Below are 21,654 nucleotides of genomic sequence, written 5' to 3'. Positions count from 1 at the left end.
TTGTTTTTTTATTGGCTCCGCCAAAGAGTTTAATATTCCGTCCCGATAGCTATTGGGATGTTTTGAAATTAAAAGTTACTCGTAACGTAAGGCCACAATAGGATCTAGAGCAGCTGCTTTGCGCGCAGGATACCAACCAAAGAATATTCCGGTGATGGCACATACTGCAAAAGAGATGATCACAGAATATAAAGTTACAATAGTGGGCCAGTTAAACACATTCTGAATGATCAAAGTTGCGCTGATGCCTAGAAGCACGCCTAAAATTCCGCCGGTGATGCTTATAAGAATAGCTTCGATCAAAAATTGAATCAAAATATCAGCTCCTTTACCGCCTACCGCCATTCTTAGTCCAATCTCGCGTGTACGCTCTTTAACCGAAACATACATAATATTCATAATCCCGATTCCGCCAATTAATAATGAGATACCGGCGATGGCTACCAAAAGTACGGTGAGAATTTCGCTGGTAGAACTCAGTGCGGTGATCAACTCTTCCATAGAAAAAACATTGAAATCATCTTCTTGCGGATTGGTGATCTGGTGGTTTTCTCTAAGAATAGCCGAAACCTCTTCAACGGCATCTGGCGCCTGCTCTTCATTTACTGCCGAAGCAACAATAGATTGTAAATAATCTATGGCCAAAATACGCTTTTGAACAGCAGTATACGGCGCCAGAATAATATCGTCTTGATCCTGCCCAAAGGTATTCTCGCCTTTAGGCTCAAGAACCCCAATGACTTTAAAAGGGATTTTATTAAACCGAATCATTTTACCAATAGGGCTCTCTCCATCAGGAAAAATGTTCTCAACAATGGTCTGGCCTATCACGGCAACTTTAGCGGCAGATTTAACTTCAGCGGAAGTAAACATACTGCCCTCTGCCAGCTCAAGTACGCGAATGTCAAGATACTCCGGAGTCACCCCATAAATAGAAGACGGCCAGTTATTAGCACCGCTAATCACTTGACCACTACCGGAAACTTGAGGCGAAATCGCGGTGAGTAAAGTCGCTTGATCTCTAAGGCTCTCATAATCTTCGAGCTTAAGACTTTGCATTTCGCCGGGATCAGTACGCACACCACCCTGCATTCCTGCGCCGGGACGTATCGTGATCATATTAGACCCCATGCTTGATATTTGAGTTTTTATACTTTGTGTAGAACCTTCTCCCACAGCAAGCATCGCAATGACTGAAGCAACACCAATTATAATCCCCAACATCGTCAAAAAAGTGCGCATCTTGTTCAGTTTGATAGCGCGCCAAGCGATCTTTAATAAGTTTAAAATTCTCATATTAATTTTCTTTAGGAAGCGCTGCAAGCTCTTGGGCAGCGTCTAAAATGTCTTCGTTGATTTTATCTGAAATGATAGTGCCGTCTTTTAAAATAATGGTGCGATTACTGAAGCGTGCTATATCATCTTCATGCGTTACAAACACAATGGTTTTGCCTTTTCGGTTTAAGTCTTGAAAAAGCGCCATGATCTCGTAAGAAGTTCTGGTGTCTAAGTTTCCGGTGGCTTCATCTGCTAGAATCACCACGGGATCATTTACCAGTGATCTGGCAATCGCTACACGCTGTTGTTGCCCTCCAGAAAGTTGTGCCGGGGTATGATCTAGACGCTCGCCTAATCCCACAAGATTTAAAGCGTCAATTGCGCGTTTTCTGCGTTCTTCAGAAGAAACCTTACTGTTGTATAAAAGCGGAAGCTCTGCATTTTCAATAGCTGAAGTTCGCGGTAATAAATTATACGACTGAAAGATGAAGCCAATTTTCTCGTTGCGTATTTGCGCGAGTTCGTTTCGGCTTAATGCATTTACGGCAACTTGATCAATTTTATAACTCCCAGAAGTAGGCTGGTCAAGACAGCCTAGAATATTGAGCATTGTACTTTTGCCGCTACCGCTTGAGCCCATTATGGTTACAAATTCACCTTCTTTTATAGCATACGAAATGCCTTTAAGGGCGTGAACGGTTTCGGTACCCATAATAAATTCACGTTTCAGTGTATCTATGTCTATGATCGTTTTACTCATGATTTTACTTTTTTCCGGGAGGTTTTGGCATAAAAGGGCTACTACTGTCTTCTGCGCCGCTTTCTGAAGCGGTAATTGTTTTTAAATTATACACCAGTTTAGTGCCGGCTTGCAAACCAGATTTAACCTCGATATTGATTCCGTCGCTTGCGCCTAAAGTAACTTCTACCGGTTTTAGTGAACCATCAGCGCCATATTGCCAAACTCTACTTTTTCCTTCGGAAACTTTAGGGATTTCGGACATGGTTTTATCAATTCCCTGTTGTTTGTAGTAGGTGTTGATCTCATTTAAAGCTGGATTGAAGTTTACCGCTTTAGCTTCCGTAGTCAATACATCATCAAGCTCTAGCGTGTAGATCGAAACGGTTGCGGTAAGTCCCGGTTTAAGTTTAAGGTCTGGGTTGTCTGCTTTTATGACTACCGTGTAGGTGATCACGCTTTCTTCTTCGGTAGGATCTAGACGCACCTGCGTTACTGTACCCGTAAATGTCTCGCCTTGATAAGCATCTACTGTAAAACTTACGCGCTGTCCCTCGGCAACATTGCCTATATCTGCTTCATCTACATCTGCTTCAACCTGCATTTCTTTAAGGTCTTTTGCGATGGTAAACAAAGTAGGAGTTTCAAAGCTGGCTGCTACCGTTTGTCCTTCGTCAACCTCTTTAGAAAGTACTACGCCGTCAATAGGCGAATAAATATCTGCATAACTCAAGTTGGTTTTTGCTTCCTGCAAATCAGAAAGTGCTTGAGTGACCGAAATTTTGGAGTTGTTGAAATTGTATTCTGCATCATCAAAATCTGCCTGACTGATGACCTCTTCTTCGTAGAGTTTTTTCTGTCTTGAGTAGATTTTATTATAATAATCGCGCTGAGTTACCGCATTAGAATAAGAAGCATTTGCTTGCTGAAGGGCTGCTATTAAATTGGTTTTGTCTAACTCGGCAAGGAGTTGACCTTTAGTGACTGTACTGTTATAATCTACATAGATCTTCTCTACTTCGCCTGATACTTGAGTACCTACTTCAACTTCAGTAAGAGGTTCTATGGTGCCGGTTGCGGTAACCATAGTGGTTACTTTTCCTTTGGTTACCGTTGTGGTTTCGGCGGTAATGGTTGTGCCTGAATCTGCACCGAAGAAGGCATAGCCTACCCCTGCGATAACGCAAACCAGTATAACGGCAAGAATTATTTTTGACTGTGTTGTTTTCATCTAATTAAAGTTTGATTTCGTTTCCTTGATAAAATTGAAGCAGCTGCGCATAAAGGATTCCTAGGTATTTTGCCTGAATGTAATTTTGCTCAGCATTGCTGTATGTGTTCTGGGTAAGCACCAAATCTGTGGTATTGATGGCGCCTACTTCATATTGTTTTTGAGCAAGTTCGTAAGAGTCTTTTGCTGCATTTCGGGCAGCCTCAGCGGCGATTAACTGTTCTTGAGAAGAGCGGGCATTTCTCCACGCGGTCTCTACTTTATTATAAAGTTCTTTTTCTTGAGTACGCAGGGCGATGTTTGCTTTTTCAATATTGATTTTGGCGTTTTGTACGTTGGCTTTAGTCTGACCTCTATTAAATATGGGCACACTTAAAGAAAGTCCCAGACGCTGGTTGAAATTAATATCAAACTGATCTGTAAAACTCATATCCTGTATGCTGGTATATCCACTACCTAAACTACCTGTTAAGGATAGTGTTGGGAGATAGGCGCCTTTTGCGATCTCAAGATCTTTTTCTGAAATGTCAATGTCTAGTTTGCTAGCGGCAATTTCCGGAAGGGTATTCAAAGCATTGTGATAGACGTCTACTTTGTTTAGCAGCAGTGTGCTGCCGTTATAATCAATATCAGGATCAACGATATCAAAGTTGGTCTCAGGCTCAAGTTCTAGCAATTGTCGTAACAGCAGCAATTGAGCTTCATAACTGTTTTGAGCTTGAATCAATTCGTAATTATTAGATGCTTCCTGAGATAAAGCATCAGAATAATCTTTTTTAGCGATTGCTCCCGCATCATAACGTGACTTAGCAATTTTTGATTCTTGTTGTGAACCTGTTAATGTATTTTGTGCAACTGCAATTGCTTCTTTATAGTATAAGGCTTGAAGATAGGCTTCGGTAAGACTTAACGTGATATTGTTTTTAGCTTCCTCAATAAAGAGCGCACTTTGATCAAGCAACAGGGCGTTTTGATCTATTTGATTATTCAGTTGTGAACCTTGAAATAATGTGATTGAAGTATTTAAAGAGGTGCTTGTGCTAAAGATATCCTGATTTACATAGTTGCTGGTAATGGGGTCAATGCTGTAACCGCGACTGTAAGATTCAGATGCGCTACCGGTAAGATCGGGTAATCGTTGTTGTTTTGATTGCTTGTAGTTTACCGCGGCACTGCTTGCATCTAATTGGGCGTCTAGAACCGTAAGGTTGTTCAGAGCAGCATAATCGATACAGTCTTGCAATGACCAGGTAACTTGATCAGGATCTGTTTCGGTAAGTTTCTGCTGAATTGCTTCAAGCTTTTCTTGAGCTCTTGATAGCAGCGGAAACAATACAATTAGTATGATGAGGTATTTTTTCATTTGGCTATTCATTAAAAATGATAGTCCAAAATACCTGAGTTTAAAGCAGTTTTACACTACGTAATAGAAGTTGAGCGCGATTCTCTAGACGAATCCCGTTGTTTTATAGAAGTTATTTTTTAGTTAACTGAAGAATTATGTAAAAACAGAGTATGCCTGGGTTGTAAAATTAGTGCTAAGCTATTTGATTTAAATTCAGGTTTTCATAGGTTTCTTGAATGAGGGCTTTAGAGTATTTACGTTCTAAGCGTCTCAACGTAAAATGTGCAGTAGCCATTTTCTGAAAATGCGAGATGAATAAAACATTGATTGAAGCGCCAGCGGCAGCCCCAATAACAGGGATGGCCTGAGCGGCAAATTTTTCACCTACTTGTACACTAAAACGCGCCGCCACCTGGTTAATGAGTTTTGCAATAGGAGCTGCAGTTTGAGCAGTGATCGTTTCTATGATCTTTTTAGTGCCATTTTCGGCAATATAAGCGCTGGCTTGATTCATCGTGGTGTGTAGTGCGGCTCGAGTCGCATAATAGCTGGTGTCGAGTTCGTCATCGTGTTCAGAAGTTCCGCCTAGCGCGAAGACTTGTAAACAGGCTAGTTGGGTATCGATACTATGAATATCTTCACCTTGACTTCGGGCGATATCCATTATGGAGCGCATCATAAACTTAGTAGAGAATAATAAATCTGCTGTAAAACCCGCCACACCAAAAAATCCACCTGTAGCTCCGGAAATTCCGGTGGCGAGTTTATAGGTTAAATTAGAAGAAGGCAGGCTGCGCTTTTCGGGTTTTAGCGTTTTTAAATTGGCTTTTACAGCTAACTGTAATGCTTTTTGAATCGTATCACTAACCTTATTCTGAAGATTTTTTGGTAAAAGCTCTAATCCTGAATCTATGGGCGTGCCAATGGTATTGAGCGCGCGCATCAAAAAGGAAATCTCATCAAGGTCTTTGCGGGATTTTTTGATGAGGGCTAGGTCTTCTAGCGAAATTTTATCTGTTTTAGTGAGTTGCGTCATGAGTGTTATTCAACAGTTATAAGCCTAAGATACACTTTACAAATTAAGCGCGAATACAGCTAAATGATAATATGTAGTTAAAACGAAACTTTAGAATTTTTATTGGCGCAGCAAGTGGTATGGGATAAAAACAAAAAACCCTGAAACATTTGTTTCAGGGTTTAATTTGTGGTACCTCCAGCCCCGATGCTTCGGGGGAACCAGGGTTACTTTTTATTTAAAATATTAAACAGCAAATAGGGATCATCAATTATTTTCTGAATAAATTTCTTACTCTTCATGCGTTTTATAAAGCGTTCAAGAAATAAAGCTTCGGTTCTGTCCTTACAAGGAAAAGATAGCATTAGTTTCCAGTCACTCGCAGCTTTTGTATAAGCAGTTTTAATTGCGTGGTTGTTGTGTATAATTATGCGCTCTTGAATATTTGATGTTTCACCGGTATAGAACTTATCTAGATCCTTTGAATAAATGATGTATAAATAGTGTTTCATTTTGATCTAAAACAAAAAACCCTGAAACAAGTGTTTCAGGGTTTAATTTGTGGTACCTCCAGGAATCGAACCAGGGACACACGGATTTTCAGTCCGTTGCTCTACCAACTGAGCTAAGGTACCTCGCCAAAGCGGCTGCAAATATAAAATCAATTTTTAGATTGCACAACAGTTAAATGAAAAAATCTGCTAATAATTTTTATTCCTTTTTCTAATTATATGATTGCGAGGTATTAGGTATTTGTATTTTTACCAAAAAAAATTGACTTATGATCAATCTTGCTATAGATTTTGGAAATACTCGCGTAAAATATGGCGTATTTCAAAATTCAGAGTTAAAACTAACCTGGGCAGGAAGCGTGTCTGATGCTAAGACAAAGCTGGTTGAATTACAAGAAACCTATGTCATTGATAAAGCAATGCTTTGTGCTACGGGCAATTCAAAAGATTTTGTCACGTTTGTAAAAAAAGCAGGTCTTTCAATTGAGGTTTTATCGTCACAGACACCGCTGCCGTTTGCAAACGATTATGAGACACCACAAACACTAGGTGTTGATCGTATCGCTCTGGTGGCTGCTGCTCAAAAGTTGTATTCAGGAAACCATGTTTTGGTTATTGATGCAGGTACGTGTGTGACGTACGATTTTAAAGATGCTTATGATGTTTATCAGGGAGGTGCAATCGCTCCGGGGTTGCACATGCGTTTTAAAGCGATGCATGAGTTTACGGCAGGTTTGCCGCTTGTGGCTTATCCTGAGGCAGAGGTTCCGGTGATTGGCAAGAATACAGAAAGTGCCATGCAATCTGGTGTGATTAATGGATTGATTGCCGAAATAGAAGGTGTAATGCGTTGGTATCAATTAAATTATAAGCAATTAACGATTATTTTAACAGGAGGGGATGGGCTATTTTTGTCTAGTAGGTTAAAAAATGGCATCTTTGCGCATTCTAATTTTCTCCTGGAAGGACTGAATTATATAATAGAATTTAATAGAGATTAATGATAAAAAGAATATTAGTAGTTGTTTTAATTACCATCACAACTTCTGCATTTGCTCAGGAAGGAAATTCATCACCGTATTCATTTTATGGCTTGGGGCTCTCTAATTTTAAGGGGTCAATAGAAAATCAAGCGATGGGAGGGTTAAGTATATTAGGAGATAGTATACATACTAACTTTAGAAACCCTGCCGGATATGGCGCACTTAAGCTCACAAACTTTACCATTGCCGGAAGTCATCGGGAAGTAAATCTAGAATCTGATAATCAAACAGGTTCTACCACTTCTACTACCATAGACTATTTATCTTTAGCTTTTCCTGTGTCAAAAAGAGTGGGTGTTGGCTTCGGTCTGATCCCTGAAACTTCTGTTGATTATGAAATTTTTGAAGGTGATGATGAAGCGCTCTCACAATATACCGGGAGAGGCGGAGTCAATCGCGCTTATTTAGCTGCGGGTGTTGAGTTGTTTAAAGGCTTTAGAATTGGTGCAGAAGGAAGCTATAATTTTGGAAGCATTAAAAACGAGAGTATTCAAGCTAACGTTGATCAGCAATATAGCGTGCGCGAAATCAATGAGTCTGATGTAAGCGGGTTTACCTATAACCTAGGCGCTCAGTTTGAAACAACACTGACCAGAGATTATAAAATTTTTACTTCTGCGAGCTTTCAGCCGGAAACCACCCTTACGCTGGAAAATGAGCGTGCTTTAGAATCTGTAATTTATTCGCGCTTAGATAATGCAGTTATAGGCGTGGTGGATTCTCAGGATATCCCGGTAGGAGATACCGAGTTTATTAATCCAAATACATACTCGTTTGGTTTAGGTACAGGTCAAGTAAATAAGTGGTTTGCCGGTGGTCAAATTGAGTTTTCTGAAACGAGTAAAATGACCAATAGAGCATTTAATATTGCAAATGCTTCTTATGACGATTCATTTAAATATCGATTGGGAGGTTATTTAGTTCCTGATTATAATTCACTTACAAGTTATTGGAATAGAGTGACCTATAGAGTGGGTGCGCGCTATGAAGAATCAGGATTATTAATAGAAAATCAGTCTATTGATGAGTTTGGCATATCTTTTGGACTTGGGTTACCGTTAGGAAGAGGATTCAGTAATGCCAACATCACTTTTGAGTATGGGCAACGCGGAACAACAACCGCCGGTCTCGTAAAAGAAGATTTTTTTAAAGTTGGTCTTAGTTTATCGCTTAACCCGCTTAGACCGTGGTTTGTTCCTAACAAATACAACTAAAATTCTTAATATTGCTTTTTTAAACCTTACAATGATGAAAACTAAACTGACATTACTTTTTATAGCCCTTGTGGGAGCTGTAAACTTCGTGAGCGCTCAAGCAACCGAAGAATGCATTACCACAATGTCTATTTTTTCAGAACACGCAAAAGTTAAAAACTATGATGCGGCTTATGAGCCTTTCATGAAATTGCGTAAAGATTGCCCAACCACTTCTTATGCACTTTATCAATATGGAGAGCGTATTCTTCACCATAAAATCGAGAATTCTACCGGTGCAGAGCAGAAAGCATTTCTTGCTGATTTAAAGAAATTATATAAAGAGAAAAAAACACATTTTGCAAGCAAAGCAAAAGAAGGTGATGATATTGCTGATGTTGCACTCGTAATGAATGAGAATAACATTGGTACTGCTGAAGAGCAATATGCAATGTTTAACGAGGCTTGGGAGACTGATAAAGAGACTTTCAACAATGCTAAAGGACTTTATGTGTATTTCAACTTAGCTGTTGAATTACAAGAAGCAGGCAAAATTGAATTACAAGAAGTATTTGATCTTTACGATGCATTACAAACTAAGATCACAGATGTTCAGAATGATTATGCAGAGCGTCTTCAGAAGATTTTAGAGAAAAATGAAGCAGGTACTGCGTTAACTTCACAAGAGAAAAGAGTGGAGCAAATTGCAGAAGTAAACCTTTCAAACTATTCTAAAATTGCTGCTGGTATTAACCAGAAATTAGGAGTGCTTGCAGACTGTGATCGTTTGATTCCTTTTTATGAAGCAGATTATGAAGCTAAGAAAAATGATGTTGCTTGGGTAAGAGGTGCAGCAGGTCGTTTGATCTCAAAAGAATGTACAGATAGTGAATTATTTGTTACTCTTGTTGAGCAGTTAAACACTTTAGAGCCTTCAGCTAAAACTTCATACTACTTAGGTCGTCTTGCTGAGCAGCGTGGTGAAGATGCAAAAGCACTTCAATACTACGAGGAGTCTGCAGAGCGTCAAGATGATCCTGCTGAAAAAGCTAAAGTATATTACAGACTTGCAGAAAACTTTAGAGGTAAAGCAAGCTATAGTAGAGCTCGCGGATACTACCAGAAAGCGGTAGCGGCTCAGCCTTCTATGGGTATTGTGTACTTAAGAATTGCAGATATGTACGCTAAAAGTGCCAACAACTGTGGTAACACACGTTTTGAGAAATTAGCGATCTATTGGTTAGCTGCAGATATGGCTGCACGTGCAGGACGTATTGATCCTTCATTAGCAGATACAGCTAATAAAACTGCAGCTGCTTACAGAGGTCTTGCTCCTACAAGAGAGATGATCTTTAGTGAAGGAAATGCAGGACAACGTATTTCATTCAGCTGTTGGGTAGGCGGTAGTGTAACCGTACCTAGTCTATAAGTGAGTAAAAACTCAAGACATATAATCTTAAACTTAGTCACAGCATTTGCTGTGACTTTGTTTTTTAGCTGCGGAAACAACACTGAAGCGATTCAGAAATTCAATCAGCGCTCAGAAGGTCCTTCGGCAGAAGGTGAGGGAGTGTTGTTAAAATACACAGATTCTGGTAAGGTTGTGGCTACGCTAAAAACTCCGTTGATCATCGAGTATGGGTTGGTCGACTTAGCGTATGAAGAATTCCCAGAAGGGGTTGCGGTGACTTTTATAGATGATAATAAAAAGGAGAACTACATCACTTCAGATTATGCGATTCGGTATAAACGTACCAATCTTATAGATCTTAGAAAAAATGTGGTGTTGATTACCAGCGATTCTACCAGACTTGATGCTTCGCAATTGTTTTGGGATCAAAAGAATAAATGGGTGTTTACAGATAAACCTTACACCATTAAATTTCCTGATGATTCTTATAATAACGGGGATCTTTTTGACAGCAGTGAAGACTTTAAAAATTTTATATCTTTAGATAATCAAAGCCGAATGTATGTAAGTGAAACTGCAACTGAGGCACCTAACGACAGCATACAATAATGTCAAAATACTTTAAATACTTCGAATACGCCTACCTGTTCTTTGCTGCGCTCTTTTTATTTGAAGCCGTAAGAATTTGGAGTACAGAGCCTAATAAGGCATATGTATTCTTATTTTTTGTGGCAGTAGCCATAGGGATGTATTTCTTCAAGCGTAGGTTTAGAAAGAAGTACGAGCAACGCAATCAGAATTAATCAATGGAGACTGATATTCTCATAATTATTATTTCCTTGATTTTGTCTGCATTCTTTTCCGGGATGGAGATTGCGTATGTTTCTTCAAATAAAATTCATATTGAGATTGAAAAAAAGCAAAACGATCTCATAGCAAAAGTACTTACTAAGCTTACTCAGAAACCGTCAAAGTTTATTGCGACAATGCTGGTGGGTAATAATCTCGCACTAGTAGTGTATGCCTATTATATGGGAGGAATTCTTCAATCTTGGATTGAAGGCGCGAATTTTGGTTACCCGTGGCTGACTGATTTTTTTGTAGAATTCAGTTTGTTGACGCAAACGTTGATCTCAACGCTCTTAGTACTTATTACTGCCGAATTTCTTCCTAAAGTATTCTTTCAGATTTATGCTAATTCCCTGCTGAAAATATTTGCTGTACCGGCGTACCTTTTTTATGTCGCATTCAGTTTTATCTCTTCCTTTATCATTTGGATTTCTGATAAGGTTTTAAAAAAATTCTTTAAAACGGAAGGAGATGAGGTGCAACTCGCGTTTACAAAAGTAGAATTAGGGAATTATATCACCGAGCAAATTGAGTCGGTAGAAACTAACGAAGAACTCGATTCTGAAATTCAGATTTTTCAGAATGCGCTGGAGTTTTCCGAAGTAAAATCCCGAGAGGTGATGATTCCACGTACCGAAATTGTAGCGGTAGAAAAAGAAGAATCGCTTTCGGAGCTTAACGCGATGTTTACAGAGACCGGACTTTCAAAAATATTGATCTATCAGGAGTCTATCGACGATATTGTTGGGTACGTGCATTCGTTTGAGCTGTTTAAAAAACCAAAAAGCATAACCGATATTTTGCGTCCGGTGATTTTTGTGCCCGAAACCATGCTGGTTAAAGATGTGCTGAATATTCTTATAAAGAAGCGTAAAAGTATCGCGGTTGTGATCGACGAGTATGGTGGAACCAGTGGGATGATGACGGTTGAGGATATTGTAGAAGAGCTTTTTGGAGAGATTGAAGATGAGCACGATAGCGTTGTGCTTATTGAAGAAGAAGTTGCAGAAGGTGTGTATAAATTTTCGGCGCGATTAGAGGTTGATTATATCAATGAGGCTTATAAGTTAGAGCTACCCGAAGATGAAAATTATGAGACCTTGGGCGGACTCATTGTTAACCATACCGAAGGAATTCCAGAAGAGAATGACGTGGTGGATATAGAAGGCTACCAATTTCATATCATACAAACTTCAAACACTAAGATCGAGCTGGTGCAAGTACGCGTCATAGAAAGCGATTAAGGTCTTCTCAATTCCATTAACAATACTTTTTATTTTGGCGATTTTAGATTTTATTTTTTCATATAAAATGGTATTTTCGCCCACTATTTGACAAACACTTAAGAAATGGCAGTTTTAAACAAAATTAGACAGCGCTCTGTATTTTTAATTGCGATCATCGCCTTAGCATTATTTGCATTTGTATTGGCAGACGTATTTAAAAACGGTGGTTTTTCTACAGATAAATCGCAGCGAATTTTAGGCTCTGTGAACGGTGAAGATATCGAGCAGCAAGAATTTGCGCAATTAGTAGATAACCAGACCGCGCGTTACGGTAACAACATTACCAATACTCAGGCGGTAAATGCAGCTTGGGAACAAGAAGTGCGTCGTATCATTCTTGATGAGCAATACGAAGAGTTAGGTATAAGCATTGAGCGTGATCGTATAAATGATCTGCTTAAAGAAGCTTTGCAAAGTGATCCTAATTTTCAAAACGAGAATGGTGTTTTTAGTGAGCAGAAACTTAGAGAGTATATCGCTACGTTAAAATCTACTAACCCGCAAATGTATGAGCAGTGGGTGGCTTACGAGCAGCAGCTTGCAAAGAATGAGCAGCAGCAAATTTATTTTGATTTGATCAAAGCTGGTTTGAATACAAGCTTTAAAGAAGGTCAAATGGATTTTGAAATGGAAAACAACCTGCGCGATTTAGAATATGTGCAAGTGCCTTACACTTCAATTCCTGATGAAGAGGTTACAGTTTCTAAAGAAGAGATTACAGCGTATATTAAGGAGCACGCTAACGAATTTCAAACTGAAGCTGCGCGTAACATTCGTTATGTGAAGTTTAGTGAAGATCCAACTTTAAGTGATGAAGAAGCAGTAAAAGCAAATTTATCTGAATTGCTTGAGAACCGAGTAGAGTATACAGCGGCTACAAAAACTAACGATACTGTAGCAGGTTTAGCAAATACTACAAATCCTGAAGATTTTGTAAACGAATATTCAGACGAGCGCTATACTGATCTGTATATTTTTAAAAATGAATTACCGGCAGATGCTTCTGACGAACTTTGGGCATTGAATGAAGGTGATGTATATGGGCCATATAAAGATGGTGCTGCTTTTAAAATTTCAAAAGTGGTAGCAGTGTCTCAGATTCCTGACTCGGTACAATCTTCACATATTTTACTTACCTATCAAGGTTTGGCAAACGCGGGTGCACAAACACGCACCAAAGCCGAAGCTAAAGCGCTTGCAGATAGTCTTGCCGGGGTAATAAAAGGAAATGCTTCAAAGCTTGCAGAATTAGCTCCTGAGTATTCAGCAGACGGAAGCAAAGAAAAAGGCGGAGATCTTGGTTACGCGACCAAAGGTCGTTTTGTACAACCTTTTAACGACTTTATCTTCGACGGAAAAACCGGAGATGTTGGAGTTGTTGAATCACGTTTTGGCTATCACGTAATCCGTATTACTGATCAGAAAAATGTTCAGCGTGCAATTAAATTGGCGACCGTAACTAAAGCTGTTGAGCCTTCTCAAGAAACCATTAACAATGTGTTTAACGAGACTACTAAATTTCAAATGGCAGTCACAGAAAACAAAAATGGTTTTGAAGATGTGGCAAAAGAAGGAGGTTATAATGTACGTCCTGTAAACAGTATCAAGGCTCTTGATGAGACGTTACCGGGACAAGGAAGTCAGCGTGAAATCATCAGATGGGCATTTGATGAAGAGCGTAAAACCGGAGATGTTGAGCGTTTTAATGTTGATGGTGGCTATCTTGTGGTGCAACTTACTAAGAAAACAGAAAAAGGTCTTTTGCCTGCGGATGAAGCTTCACCACGTGTGACGCCTATCGTACGCAATCAGAAAAAAGCTGCGCAGATCAAGAAGAATATTTCAGGGTCAGATTTAGCAGCTATCGCTAGTGCGAATAATGTGACGGTTCAAACTTCTCCTGGTGTAAACCTTAAGAACCCTACTTTGGCTGGTTCTGGTACAGAACCTAAAGTTGTGGGTAAAGCATTTGGTTTAGAAGAAGGAAATGTTTCTGCTCCTATTGAAGGAAACCGCGGTGTATATGTGGTTAAAGTAACTAAAATTACTCCGGCGCGTGAACTAGACAATTATGCAAGTTTTGCGGTTCAGAAGCAAAATGCTGACCGTGCTACTGTAAATATGCGCGTAGTACAAGCTTTAAAAGATGCTTCAGAAATTGAAGATAAACGTTCTAACTTTTACTAGTAGAAACGTTATTTAAAATAAAAAAGCGCCGCACAATTGTGTGGCGCTTTTTTTATTGGCGCCGCCAAAGGATTAATATTCCGAGGCTTGCCGTGAAATTGAAAATTTGTTTCTAACTAATGCCTTACAGGCTTACTCTGGGATGGTTTACGGGTAGTTCTAAAAGGAACAATCGCGCTGCAAAAGTTTGTCTTCAGACTATTAATTAGACTGAATGGGCATCCTTAGCTGAATATCATTTCGTCAAAGCTAAGTATGGTTTCATAGCCTTTGGCTCTAAAATAATTCTTCGCTTCAGGACCACCGGTAGCTAAAATAAAATCACCACCCCAGGCACCGAGACTTTTAATGCTTCCTTTAAAATCAGGAAATAAGTTTTGCTTTACGGTTGGGATGTTCAAAACAGAAGCAATGATGCGTTCATGGGCTTCTATAAGCACATTAAAGCTGAAAATACTATCAACGGTCAATAAAGTTTCGGTAATACCGGAAACCTTCTGAATCGCCTCTTTTTTGCGTGCTTCGGGTTGCTTGCGGTAATTGGCGATAGCTTCACGACTGTTTTGTTTTTTATTGAGATAAACAAAGAAAAGCTGATCGCTAAAATCAGGATAAAAATTGGTTTGAAAAACCTGCGGAATGCCCTCAGAGCTTTGATACAAAATCGGGCTGTCGTTTCCTGCGCAAGCAATATCATAACCGCTTCCGCCAAAGGTGAGTTCGAGCAGTTTATAAGCATCAACTTCTGCCCACTGTGCAAGCATATAAATCAAAGTCGACGAACTGCCTAATCCCCATTTTTGATGAAATTCCAATTGCGTAGTCACTTTTAAAGAAGGTTGTTCTTTAAGAAATTCGGGATTCAATTTTTGAGCTGCAAGTAGAATTTGCAGTAAACGAATTTCAGGATTTTCAGACGCTGCTGGTTGCGATTGTTTAAATAATGCATAATCTAAATGAAAGGTAAACCAGACCTCGCCAGATTCTTTCAGTCCTTCCCAGGTGATACCGGGTTGTTCAGCTTCGGCTACCGTTAACTTCTGACCTTTTTTAGTAGGAATGGCAAGAGCTAATGCTCCATCAAGTACAAGGTATTCGCCGGTGATCAATAGTTTTCCGTGGCCATAAAAGTGTTGTGGCATATTATTCGGTTACATTTTCGGGATTATCAGAAATTGATTTTTGAAGTGTGTAAATGGCATTTACAGCATCTTTAGTGGCTGTATTGGCCATTATCGCTACGGCAATCTCTTTATGAGGAAATACCACCACGTGGCAGTAATAGGTGCCTGAACTTCCGTCGTGATAACTTATCTGATGGCCGTTTTTAGAAATGTTTCCCCAGCCATAAGCATAATTGTCAAGTCCAAAATGCAACTCTTGGTAAGCCTCTGCTCCGAGAAAATTATCTTTTCCTAAAAGTCCTTGAAGGTGCAGTTGTAAAAACCGAGCATAATCCTGACTGTTCATTGCAATATCTCCTGCGCTAGACATATACGCGGGTAATTTATATTCGTGATCAGGACCTAATGCCGTCAGCGTGCCTTTTGAGTTTATATGCCCCCAAGGATTGGTATCATTTTCTTTGCTTGGGAAGCCTACAAAATAATCTAAGTCCAAAGCGTTCATAGTTTCATTAAGCAAAGTTTTAAACGGCTTTTCAGTGGATTTCTCTAACATAAGTGCGGCAATTACATAGCCGGCGTTAGAATATGTGCCAGGATCTGAAGGTTTTTCTTTTAGAATTTCCTGTGTAAATGCATAGCGTTTTTCGCTTGTTGAACCTTTTAGAGTATTGAATTTTTCCAGATCTACACCTTTAGTATAGGCGTTGATCCCCGCGTTATGCGACAGCAATTGACCCAGCGTGATATCTAGGTAAGCAGGATTACTGCTGTTTTCTAATTCAGGAAATAACTGAAAAAATCGTGTGTCCCAGTTAATAATTCCTTGTTCACTCAAATGCTTGGCGATAAACGCGGTGATGGCTTTAGAGTTACTCCCTAAATGAAATTTAGCGTCTTGGGGTATTCGAGCTTTTTTAGCAGTCCTAACTTTGCCGTTTACAAAAGAAAATATACTATCTGGAGTGATCAAATTAACAGATATCGCCGGAATCTGATGTGCTTGCTGTGCTTTCTTGACCTGAGACTGAAAAGCTTCAGTGAATTGCTGAGCAAACCCAAAACTGCTGATTAGCATTAAAAGTAAGAGTACAGACTTTTTCATAAATTTTGGTTTAACGCAAATTCAAATTACTGATTGAAGCGCTTTTTGTCACCTTTAATTTAAGCGTTTTGTGCCGATTTTCGAAGGTTGGTTATAAGATTCTCTACGGCGCTGTAGGTGACTTTGTTGGTCTTGAAATGTTGAATTGCCTGATTCTTTTCTTCCTCAGATGCTTCAAATTGATTGAGCATATTCATCAGATGCATTTTCATATGCCCTTTTTGGATCCCGGTAGTGGTCAAGGATTTTACAGCGCCAAAGTTCTGCGCAAGGCCGGCTACTGCAATGATTTCCATAAGCTGTGGTGCACTTGGGTTGCCCAGCATTTCTAAATTCAACTTCACTAGAGGATGTAATTTTGTCAGTCCGCCCACAGTACCTAATGCCAATGGGATTTCAATCCAAAATTTAAAAATGCCGTCTTCTATGGTTGCGTGGGTTAAACTGGAGTAGCTTCCGTCTTTGGCAGCGTAGGCGTGAGCAGCAGCCTCAATTGCTCTAAAATCATTGCCGGTGGCGAGCACTACGGCATCAATACCGTTCATGATGCCTTTGTTGTGTGTGACCGCGCGATAAGGCTCAACTTCTGCAATGCGCACAGCTTGTACAAATTTGTTTGCAAAGAGCTGTGGATCGATCCCATCTGCTTCTGAAAGTTCAGACACCGGGCAGCTTACTTCTGCGCGTACAACACAGCCGGGAACATAATTACTCAAAATGCTCATGATAACCACAAGCTCTTGATCAGCAGATTTAAAAGAAGCCTTTTCATTATACAAACGCTGCCAACTCTCGGCGATCTGCTCTAGGCACGTATTGATAAAATTGGCGCCCATTGCATCAAGCGTTTCAAACGTAGCGTGCAGTTGATAATAGTGTTCAAGCGCATTGGTTTTGTTGACAAGTTTAAGGGATTTTAGACCTCCGCCGCGACGCTCCATAGATTCCGTATGCGGTTTTAAATCTTCGATGATCTGCGCTTTTTGTTCTTCAAAAAAAGCACTGATCTTTTTAGAATCTCCGGAAAAAGTAAAGTGAACCTGACCTATTTTTTCGGTACCTAATATTTGAGTTTTAAATCCGCCCCGTGACATCCAGAATTTTGCAGCTTTACTCGCTGCTGCTACCACCGAACTTTCTTCGATCGCCATGGGGATGGCAAAACTCTTATTGTTGATGATAAAATTAGGAGCAATGCCGAGCGGAAGATAATAGTTAGAAATGGTGTTTTCTATAAACTCATCGTGCAGCTGTTGCAGTTTTTGATCATCATTCCAGTATTGCTTTAAAATTTGGGTAGCATTTGCGTTAGACGACAAGAAGTTTGAAGTTAACCAAGCTATTTTTTCATCTTTGGTCAATCGGGAAAAACCTTGAATGGTGTGTGGCATAGCAAAAAATAGTATTGAAAGTCAGCGTACTTTTGTTTTTAGAAAGTGACGCGCCAACAGGCAATTTAATTGAAATTCTAAAATTCAGGTTGCCGGGTAAAGATAGTATTTTGAATAGGTTAGTGCTGAAGAAATGCATTTTCAAAATCAAAAGAGAATCCAAATTCTTAAGAAAGAGGGCAATTGATGAAACCCATTTATAAATCGACAATTGTCTTCCGTAATAAAAATGATAAAGCAACGCAGTATTTTACGCAAATCACTGCGTATTTAACAACGAAATTGACGGTTCTTTAGTTAATTTTTAGTAAAATTGGCGGTCTATTTTTTACGATATAATAACTATGAATATTAGAAAAACTACCCTTTTGCTATTATTGCTGGTAGCGGGAGTGGTCACTGCACAGCAAAAGAATATCACCCTAGAAGAAATTTACGACGGCACCTTTAGAATGCAATATCTTGACCGACTGCATTCTATGAATAACGGGAAAGAATATGCCGTTCTCAATACCGACCGCAACACGGGAACAAAAACACTAGATGTTTATAGTTATAAAACCGGTGAAAAAGTAAATACCTTGATCAATTCAAGCGAGATCGACGGGCTGGATTACTTTATTGGTTACACGCTGAGTGCAGATGAGAGCAAAGCTTTACTGAGTACAAAATTACGCTCTATCTACCGTCGCTCATCGTTAGGCGTTTATTACGTTTATGATTTAGATACCAAAGAATTGGTTCAGGTTGCTGAAGAAGCTATTCAGGAGCCTACTTTCTCGCCAGATGCTTCAAAAGTAGCTTATGGCCGTGATAACAATATTTATATTAAAGATCTGTCTAGCGGAACGACCACGCAAGTAACTACAGACGGAGCTAAAAATAAAGTGATCAACGGGATCACCGATTGGGTTTATGAAGAAGAATTTGCGTTTGTAAGAGCTTTTGATTGGAATGCAAACGGAGATAAAATCGCGTACATTCGATTTGATGAAAGCGAAGTTCCAGAATTTTCAATGGATGTCTTCGGAAATGAATTATACCCTTCTAAAGATACGTTCAAGTATCCAAAAGCCGGGGAAACCAACGCCACTGTAAGTTTGCATATTTACGATGTAGCTTCAACCGAAACAAAAGCGGTAGATTTAAGTGGATTCCAAAACTATTATATTCCGCGTTTAGAGTGGACGCCGGAAGCAAACGTACTAGCAGTACAAACCACAAACCGCAAACAAAACGATATCAACCTTCTTTTTGTTGACGGGACTTCGGCAGAAGCAAAACTTATTCTTTCAGACAAAGACGATGCTTATGTTGATGTAACTGATAATCTTACTTTTTTAGAGGATAATGATTTCATTTGGACCAGCGAAAAAGACGGCTGGAATCATATTTATCTTTATGATAAAAACGGAAAGTTAAAAAACCAAGTGACTCAAGGTCCTTGGGAAGTGACTAGCTATTATGGCTATGACCCTAAAAGCAACCGTGTATTTTATCAGAGTTCAGAAAACGGTTCAATTAACCGCGGCGTGTATTCAATTAAAGTAAACGGAAAAGGCAAAGAAGCCCTTGCTGCAGAAGCGGGAACCAACTCGGCTAATTTCAGCACAGATTTTACCTATTTCATCAATAGCTTTTCTGACGCCGAAACACCATATGTATTTACGTTAAATGATGCTAAAGATGGAGATGTAGTTCGAAAGATCAAAGACAATCAAGCCTTAAAAGATCAATTTGATGACTATGTAATTTCAGAAAAAGAGTTTTTTACGCTTCCTGTAAATGGGGAAGAGCTTAATGCGTATATGATCAAGCCGAAGGATTTTGATCCTAATAAAAAGTATCCTGTATTTATGACCCAATATTCTGGGCCGGGATCGCAAAGTGTGGCAAACAGCTGGAGCGCCGGAAACGGATATTGGTTTCAAATGCTCGCTCAGGAAGGCTATATCATTGTTTGTGTAGACCCTCGAGGAACCGGATTAAAAGGGCGTGACTTTAAGAAAATGACCCAAAAAGAATTGGGTAAATATGAGGTTGAAGATCAGATCGCTGCTGCGCAAGCATTAGGCGAGCGTGATTATGTAGATGCAGAACGCATAGGTATATGGGGATGGAGCTACGGTGGTTTTATGGCTTCTAACTGTATTTTTCAAGGAGCAGACACCTTTAAAATGGCAATTGCTGTTGCGCCGGTAACCAGCTGGAGATTTTACGATTCGATTTATACAGAGCGTTATATGACGACACCACAGGAAAATGCTTCGGGCTATGATAATAACTCTCCGCTTTCTCACGTAGATAAATTAGAAGGTAAGTTTTTATTGGTACACGGTAGTGCAGATGACAACGTGCACGTTCAAAACAGTATGCGTTTGATCGAAGCTTTAGTACAAGCTAATAAGCAGTTTGACTGGGCGATCTATCCTGATAAAAATCACGGGATTTATGGCGGCAACACGCGCTTGCATCTGTATACTAAAATGACAAATTTCATTAAAGAAAATCTATAAGCACTTATGGCACAATCAGCACAACTTCCTAAACAGAAAGAATTGTTTGGGCATCCGGTAGGACTGTATATTTTATTCTTCACAGAAATGTGGGAGCGCTTTTCCTATTATGGGATGCGGGCGATTTTAGTATTGTATTTAGTTGCAGAAACAGCATCTGGAAATCCAGGTTTAGGATGGACCAATGCCGAAGCGCTTTCGCTTTACGGTACATACACAATGCTAGTTTATGTTTCTTCCATTCCGGGAGGTTGGATCGCCGATAAATATTTGGGTCAGAAAAAATCTGTGCTTTACGGGGGGATTCTTCTTGTTGCCGGGCACGGTATTCTTGCGGTTGAACAAATGTGGGCGTTTTACACAGGGCTTGGTTTGATTATCGCCGGAGTTGGGATGTTAAAGCCAAATATCTCTACAATGGTTGGTGGTCTGTATAAGCAAGGAGACATTCGTCGTGATAAAGGATTTACTATTTTCTACATCGGAATCAACTTGGGTGCTTTTATCTCAAGTTTGGTAGTTGGTACGGTAGGTGAAGTTTACGGATGGCATTATGGTTTTGGTCTAGCAGGAATTGGTATGGCTTTAGGGCTCTTGCAATATATGCTAGGTCAGAAATACCTTAAGCGCGTAGGGAACTTTTTAGGTTCGTCTACAGATCCTGAAGAACTTGCAGCGAGTAAGCGACCATTAAGTAAAATTGAAAAAGACCGTGTGATCGTTTTATTAGTTTCTTTCTTAATGGTGATCGTTTTTTGGGGAGCTTTTGAACAAGCAGGTGGTTTGATGAATATTTACGCTTCTGAAAAAACTGATAGAACGCTTTCTTTCGCTTTACCATTTATCGGTAATGAAGTACCTGCATCTTGGTTCCAATCTTTAAATGCGTTATTTATCATTTTGCTAGGAACATCAGTGGCTGGTTTTTGGGCAAAGCGTAAACTCAAAGGAAAAACTGCTACCTCTCTATTTAAAATGACAATGGGACTTATAATTATGGGTTCTGGATTCTTTTTTATGACAGCTGCTTCTGCGCAATTTCAAGCGAACGGAGCGTCTGCAATGTATTGGTTGGTATTGGCTTATTTATTCCATACTGTAGGAGAACTTTGTCTTTCGCCGGTTGCGCTTTCATACATTACTAAACTTGCGCCTTTAAAGTATGCGTCTATAATGATGGGCGTTTATTTTGCAATGACAGGTTTTGGTAACAAAGTAGCCGGACTTTTAGGAGAGTCTGCTTCTGAGTTGGGTGAGTATACCATTTTTACCGGAATTGCAGTTTTCTGTATCGCTTTTGCTTTATTGGTTTTGGTTTTTAGAAAGAAATTAGAAAAGCTCACCCACGGCGCTGAAGATAATGAGCGTGAGATGCTGGAGCAAGAGGAGTACGAACTCGCAGATCCTGATATTAACTAATACAGAAACG

General features: G+C 39.6%; 18 protein-coding genes and 1 tRNA gene. 9 read left to right on the top strand and 10 right to left on the bottom strand.

Translation table 11 applies throughout. From position 1 onward, the window contains the following. Positions 1 to 75 precede the first annotated feature (75 nt). The 7 genes from BUA96_RS14855 to BUA96_RS14825 all read right to left on the bottom strand — a co-directional run bounded on the left by BUA96_RS14855 (position 76) and on the right by BUA96_RS14825 (position 6,243). Positions 76 to 1,296: an ABC transporter permease gene (locus BUA96_RS14855; RefSeq protein WP_072984379.1), complete on the bottom strand. Its 1,221-nt coding sequence runs from the start codon at positions 1,294 to 1,296 to the stop codon at positions 76 to 78. Position 1,297: 1 nt separating this feature from the next. Next, the gene (locus BUA96_RS14850) at positions 1,298 to 2,038 is read right to left on the bottom strand and encodes an ABC transporter ATP-binding protein (RefSeq protein ID WP_072984377.1); all 741 of its coding nucleotides are present in this window, start codon (positions 2,036 to 2,038) and stop codon (positions 1,298 to 1,300) included. Positions 2,039 to 2,042: 4 nt separating this feature from the next. Then, positions 2,043 to 3,248 (bottom strand): efflux RND transporter periplasmic adaptor subunit, encoded by a 1,206-nt coding sequence (locus BUA96_RS14845; RefSeq protein ID WP_072984375.1) that lies wholly within the window; start codon positions 3,246 to 3,248, stop codon positions 2,043 to 2,045. Positions 3,249 to 3,252: 4 nt separating this feature from the next. Further along, the gene (locus BUA96_RS14840; RefSeq protein ID WP_072984413.1) at positions 3,253 to 4,611 is read right to left on the bottom strand and encodes a TolC family protein; all 1,359 of its coding nucleotides are present in this window, start codon (positions 4,609 to 4,611) and stop codon (positions 3,253 to 3,255) included. A gap of 175 nt (positions 4,612 to 4,786) precedes the next feature. Beyond that, a complete protein-coding gene (locus tag BUA96_RS14835) occupies positions 4,787 to 5,629 on the bottom strand; it encodes an EcsC family protein (protein ID WP_072984373.1) in 843 nt (280 codons plus the stop codon). A 206-nt stretch (positions 5,630 to 5,835) separates the two neighbouring features. Next, positions 5,836 to 6,120: a GIY-YIG nuclease family protein gene (locus BUA96_RS14830; protein WP_072984371.1), complete on the bottom strand. Its 285-nt coding sequence runs from the start codon at positions 6,118 to 6,120 to the stop codon at positions 5,836 to 5,838. Positions 6,121 to 6,170: 50 nt separating this feature from the next. Then, positions 6,171 to 6,243 (bottom strand) — tRNA-Phe (locus BUA96_RS14825). A gap of 146 nt (positions 6,244 to 6,389) precedes the next feature. Between BUA96_RS14825 and BUA96_RS14820 the strand changes: the two genes are divergently transcribed. The 7 genes from BUA96_RS14820 to BUA96_RS14790 all read left to right on the top strand — a co-directional run bounded on the left by BUA96_RS14820 (position 6,390) and on the right by BUA96_RS14790 (position 14,089). Further along, a complete protein-coding gene (locus BUA96_RS14820; RefSeq protein ID WP_233430659.1) occupies positions 6,390 to 7,121 on the top strand; it encodes a type III pantothenate kinase in 732 nt (243 codons plus the stop codon). Then, a complete protein-coding gene (locus tag BUA96_RS14815) occupies positions 7,121 to 8,377 on the top strand; it encodes a BamG family beta-barrel-assembly machinery protein (RefSeq protein WP_072984368.1) in 1,257 nt (418 codons plus the stop codon). Before BUA96_RS14820 ends, BUA96_RS14815 begins: the two co-directional genes overlap by 1 nt. Positions 8,378 to 8,408: 31 nt before the next feature. Beyond that, on the top strand, positions 8,409 to 9,785 hold the full coding sequence (locus BUA96_RS14810; RefSeq protein ID WP_225597692.1) for a tetratricopeptide repeat protein: 1,377 nt from the start codon (positions 8,409 to 8,411) through the stop codon (positions 9,783 to 9,785). Further along, positions 9,786 to 10,376: an LPS export ABC transporter periplasmic protein LptC gene (gene lptC, locus BUA96_RS14805; protein WP_233430658.1), complete on the top strand. Its 591-nt coding sequence runs from the start codon at positions 9,786 to 9,788 to the stop codon at positions 10,374 to 10,376. Further along, positions 10,376 to 10,570: a hypothetical protein gene (locus tag BUA96_RS14800; RefSeq protein WP_072984364.1), complete on the top strand. Its 195-nt coding sequence runs from the start codon at positions 10,376 to 10,378 to the stop codon at positions 10,568 to 10,570. The genes lptC and BUA96_RS14800 overlap by 1 nt, the downstream gene beginning before the upstream one ends. A gap of 3 nt (positions 10,571 to 10,573) precedes the next feature. Further along, complete coding sequence (locus BUA96_RS14795; protein WP_072984362.1) at positions 10,574 to 11,860, top strand: hemolysin family protein; 1,287 nt, start codon at positions 10,574 to 10,576, stop codon at positions 11,858 to 11,860. Between the two features lie 105 nt (positions 11,861 to 11,965). After that, on the top strand, positions 11,966 to 14,089 hold the full coding sequence (locus BUA96_RS14790) for a peptidylprolyl isomerase (RefSeq protein WP_072984360.1): 2,124 nt from the start codon (positions 11,966 to 11,968) through the stop codon (positions 14,087 to 14,089). 224 nt (positions 14,090 to 14,313) lie between these two features. Here the strand turns inward: BUA96_RS14790 and BUA96_RS14785 are convergent, their stop codons facing one another. The 3 genes from BUA96_RS14785 to BUA96_RS14775 are packed head-to-tail and all read right to left on the bottom strand — an operon-like array spanning position 14,314 to position 17,709. Then, positions 14,314 to 15,231, bottom strand: a complete 918-nt coding sequence (locus tag BUA96_RS14785) for a GYDIA family GHMP kinase (RefSeq protein WP_072984358.1) — start codon at positions 15,229 to 15,231, stop codon at positions 14,314 to 14,316. Position 15,232: 1 nt separating this feature from the next. Next, on the bottom strand, positions 15,233 to 16,318 hold the full coding sequence (locus tag BUA96_RS14780) for a serine hydrolase domain-containing protein (RefSeq protein ID WP_084673179.1): 1,086 nt from the start codon (positions 16,316 to 16,318) through the stop codon (positions 15,233 to 15,235). 59 nt (positions 16,319 to 16,377) lie between these two features. Next, complete coding sequence (locus BUA96_RS14775; protein WP_072984356.1) at positions 16,378 to 17,709, bottom strand: hydroxymethylglutaryl-CoA reductase, degradative; 1,332 nt, start codon at positions 17,707 to 17,709, stop codon at positions 16,378 to 16,380. A gap of 344 nt (positions 17,710 to 18,053) precedes the next feature. Here BUA96_RS14775 and BUA96_RS14770 point away from each other — a divergent pair, with 344 nt between their 5' ends. Both BUA96_RS14770 and BUA96_RS14765 read left to right on the top strand, forming a co-directional pair. Next, the gene (locus BUA96_RS14770; protein WP_072984354.1) at positions 18,054 to 20,225 is read left to right on the top strand and encodes a S9 family peptidase; all 2,172 of its coding nucleotides are present in this window, start codon (positions 18,054 to 18,056) and stop codon (positions 20,223 to 20,225) included. A 6-nt stretch (positions 20,226 to 20,231) separates the two neighbouring features. Beyond that, a complete protein-coding gene (locus tag BUA96_RS14765) occupies positions 20,232 to 21,644 on the top strand; it encodes a peptide MFS transporter (protein WP_072984352.1) in 1,413 nt (470 codons plus the stop codon). The last annotated feature ends 10 nt before the right edge of the window (positions 21,645 to 21,654 follow it).

It is taken from the genome of Leeuwenhoekiella palythoae, from assembly GCF_900130045.1.
GTDB lineage: Bacteria > Bacteroidota > Bacteroidia > Flavobacteriales > Flavobacteriaceae > Leeuwenhoekiella > Leeuwenhoekiella palythoae.
The sequence above is the reverse complement of the archived record's forward strand: the minus strand, read 5'-3'. Positions and strand labels throughout refer to the sequence as shown.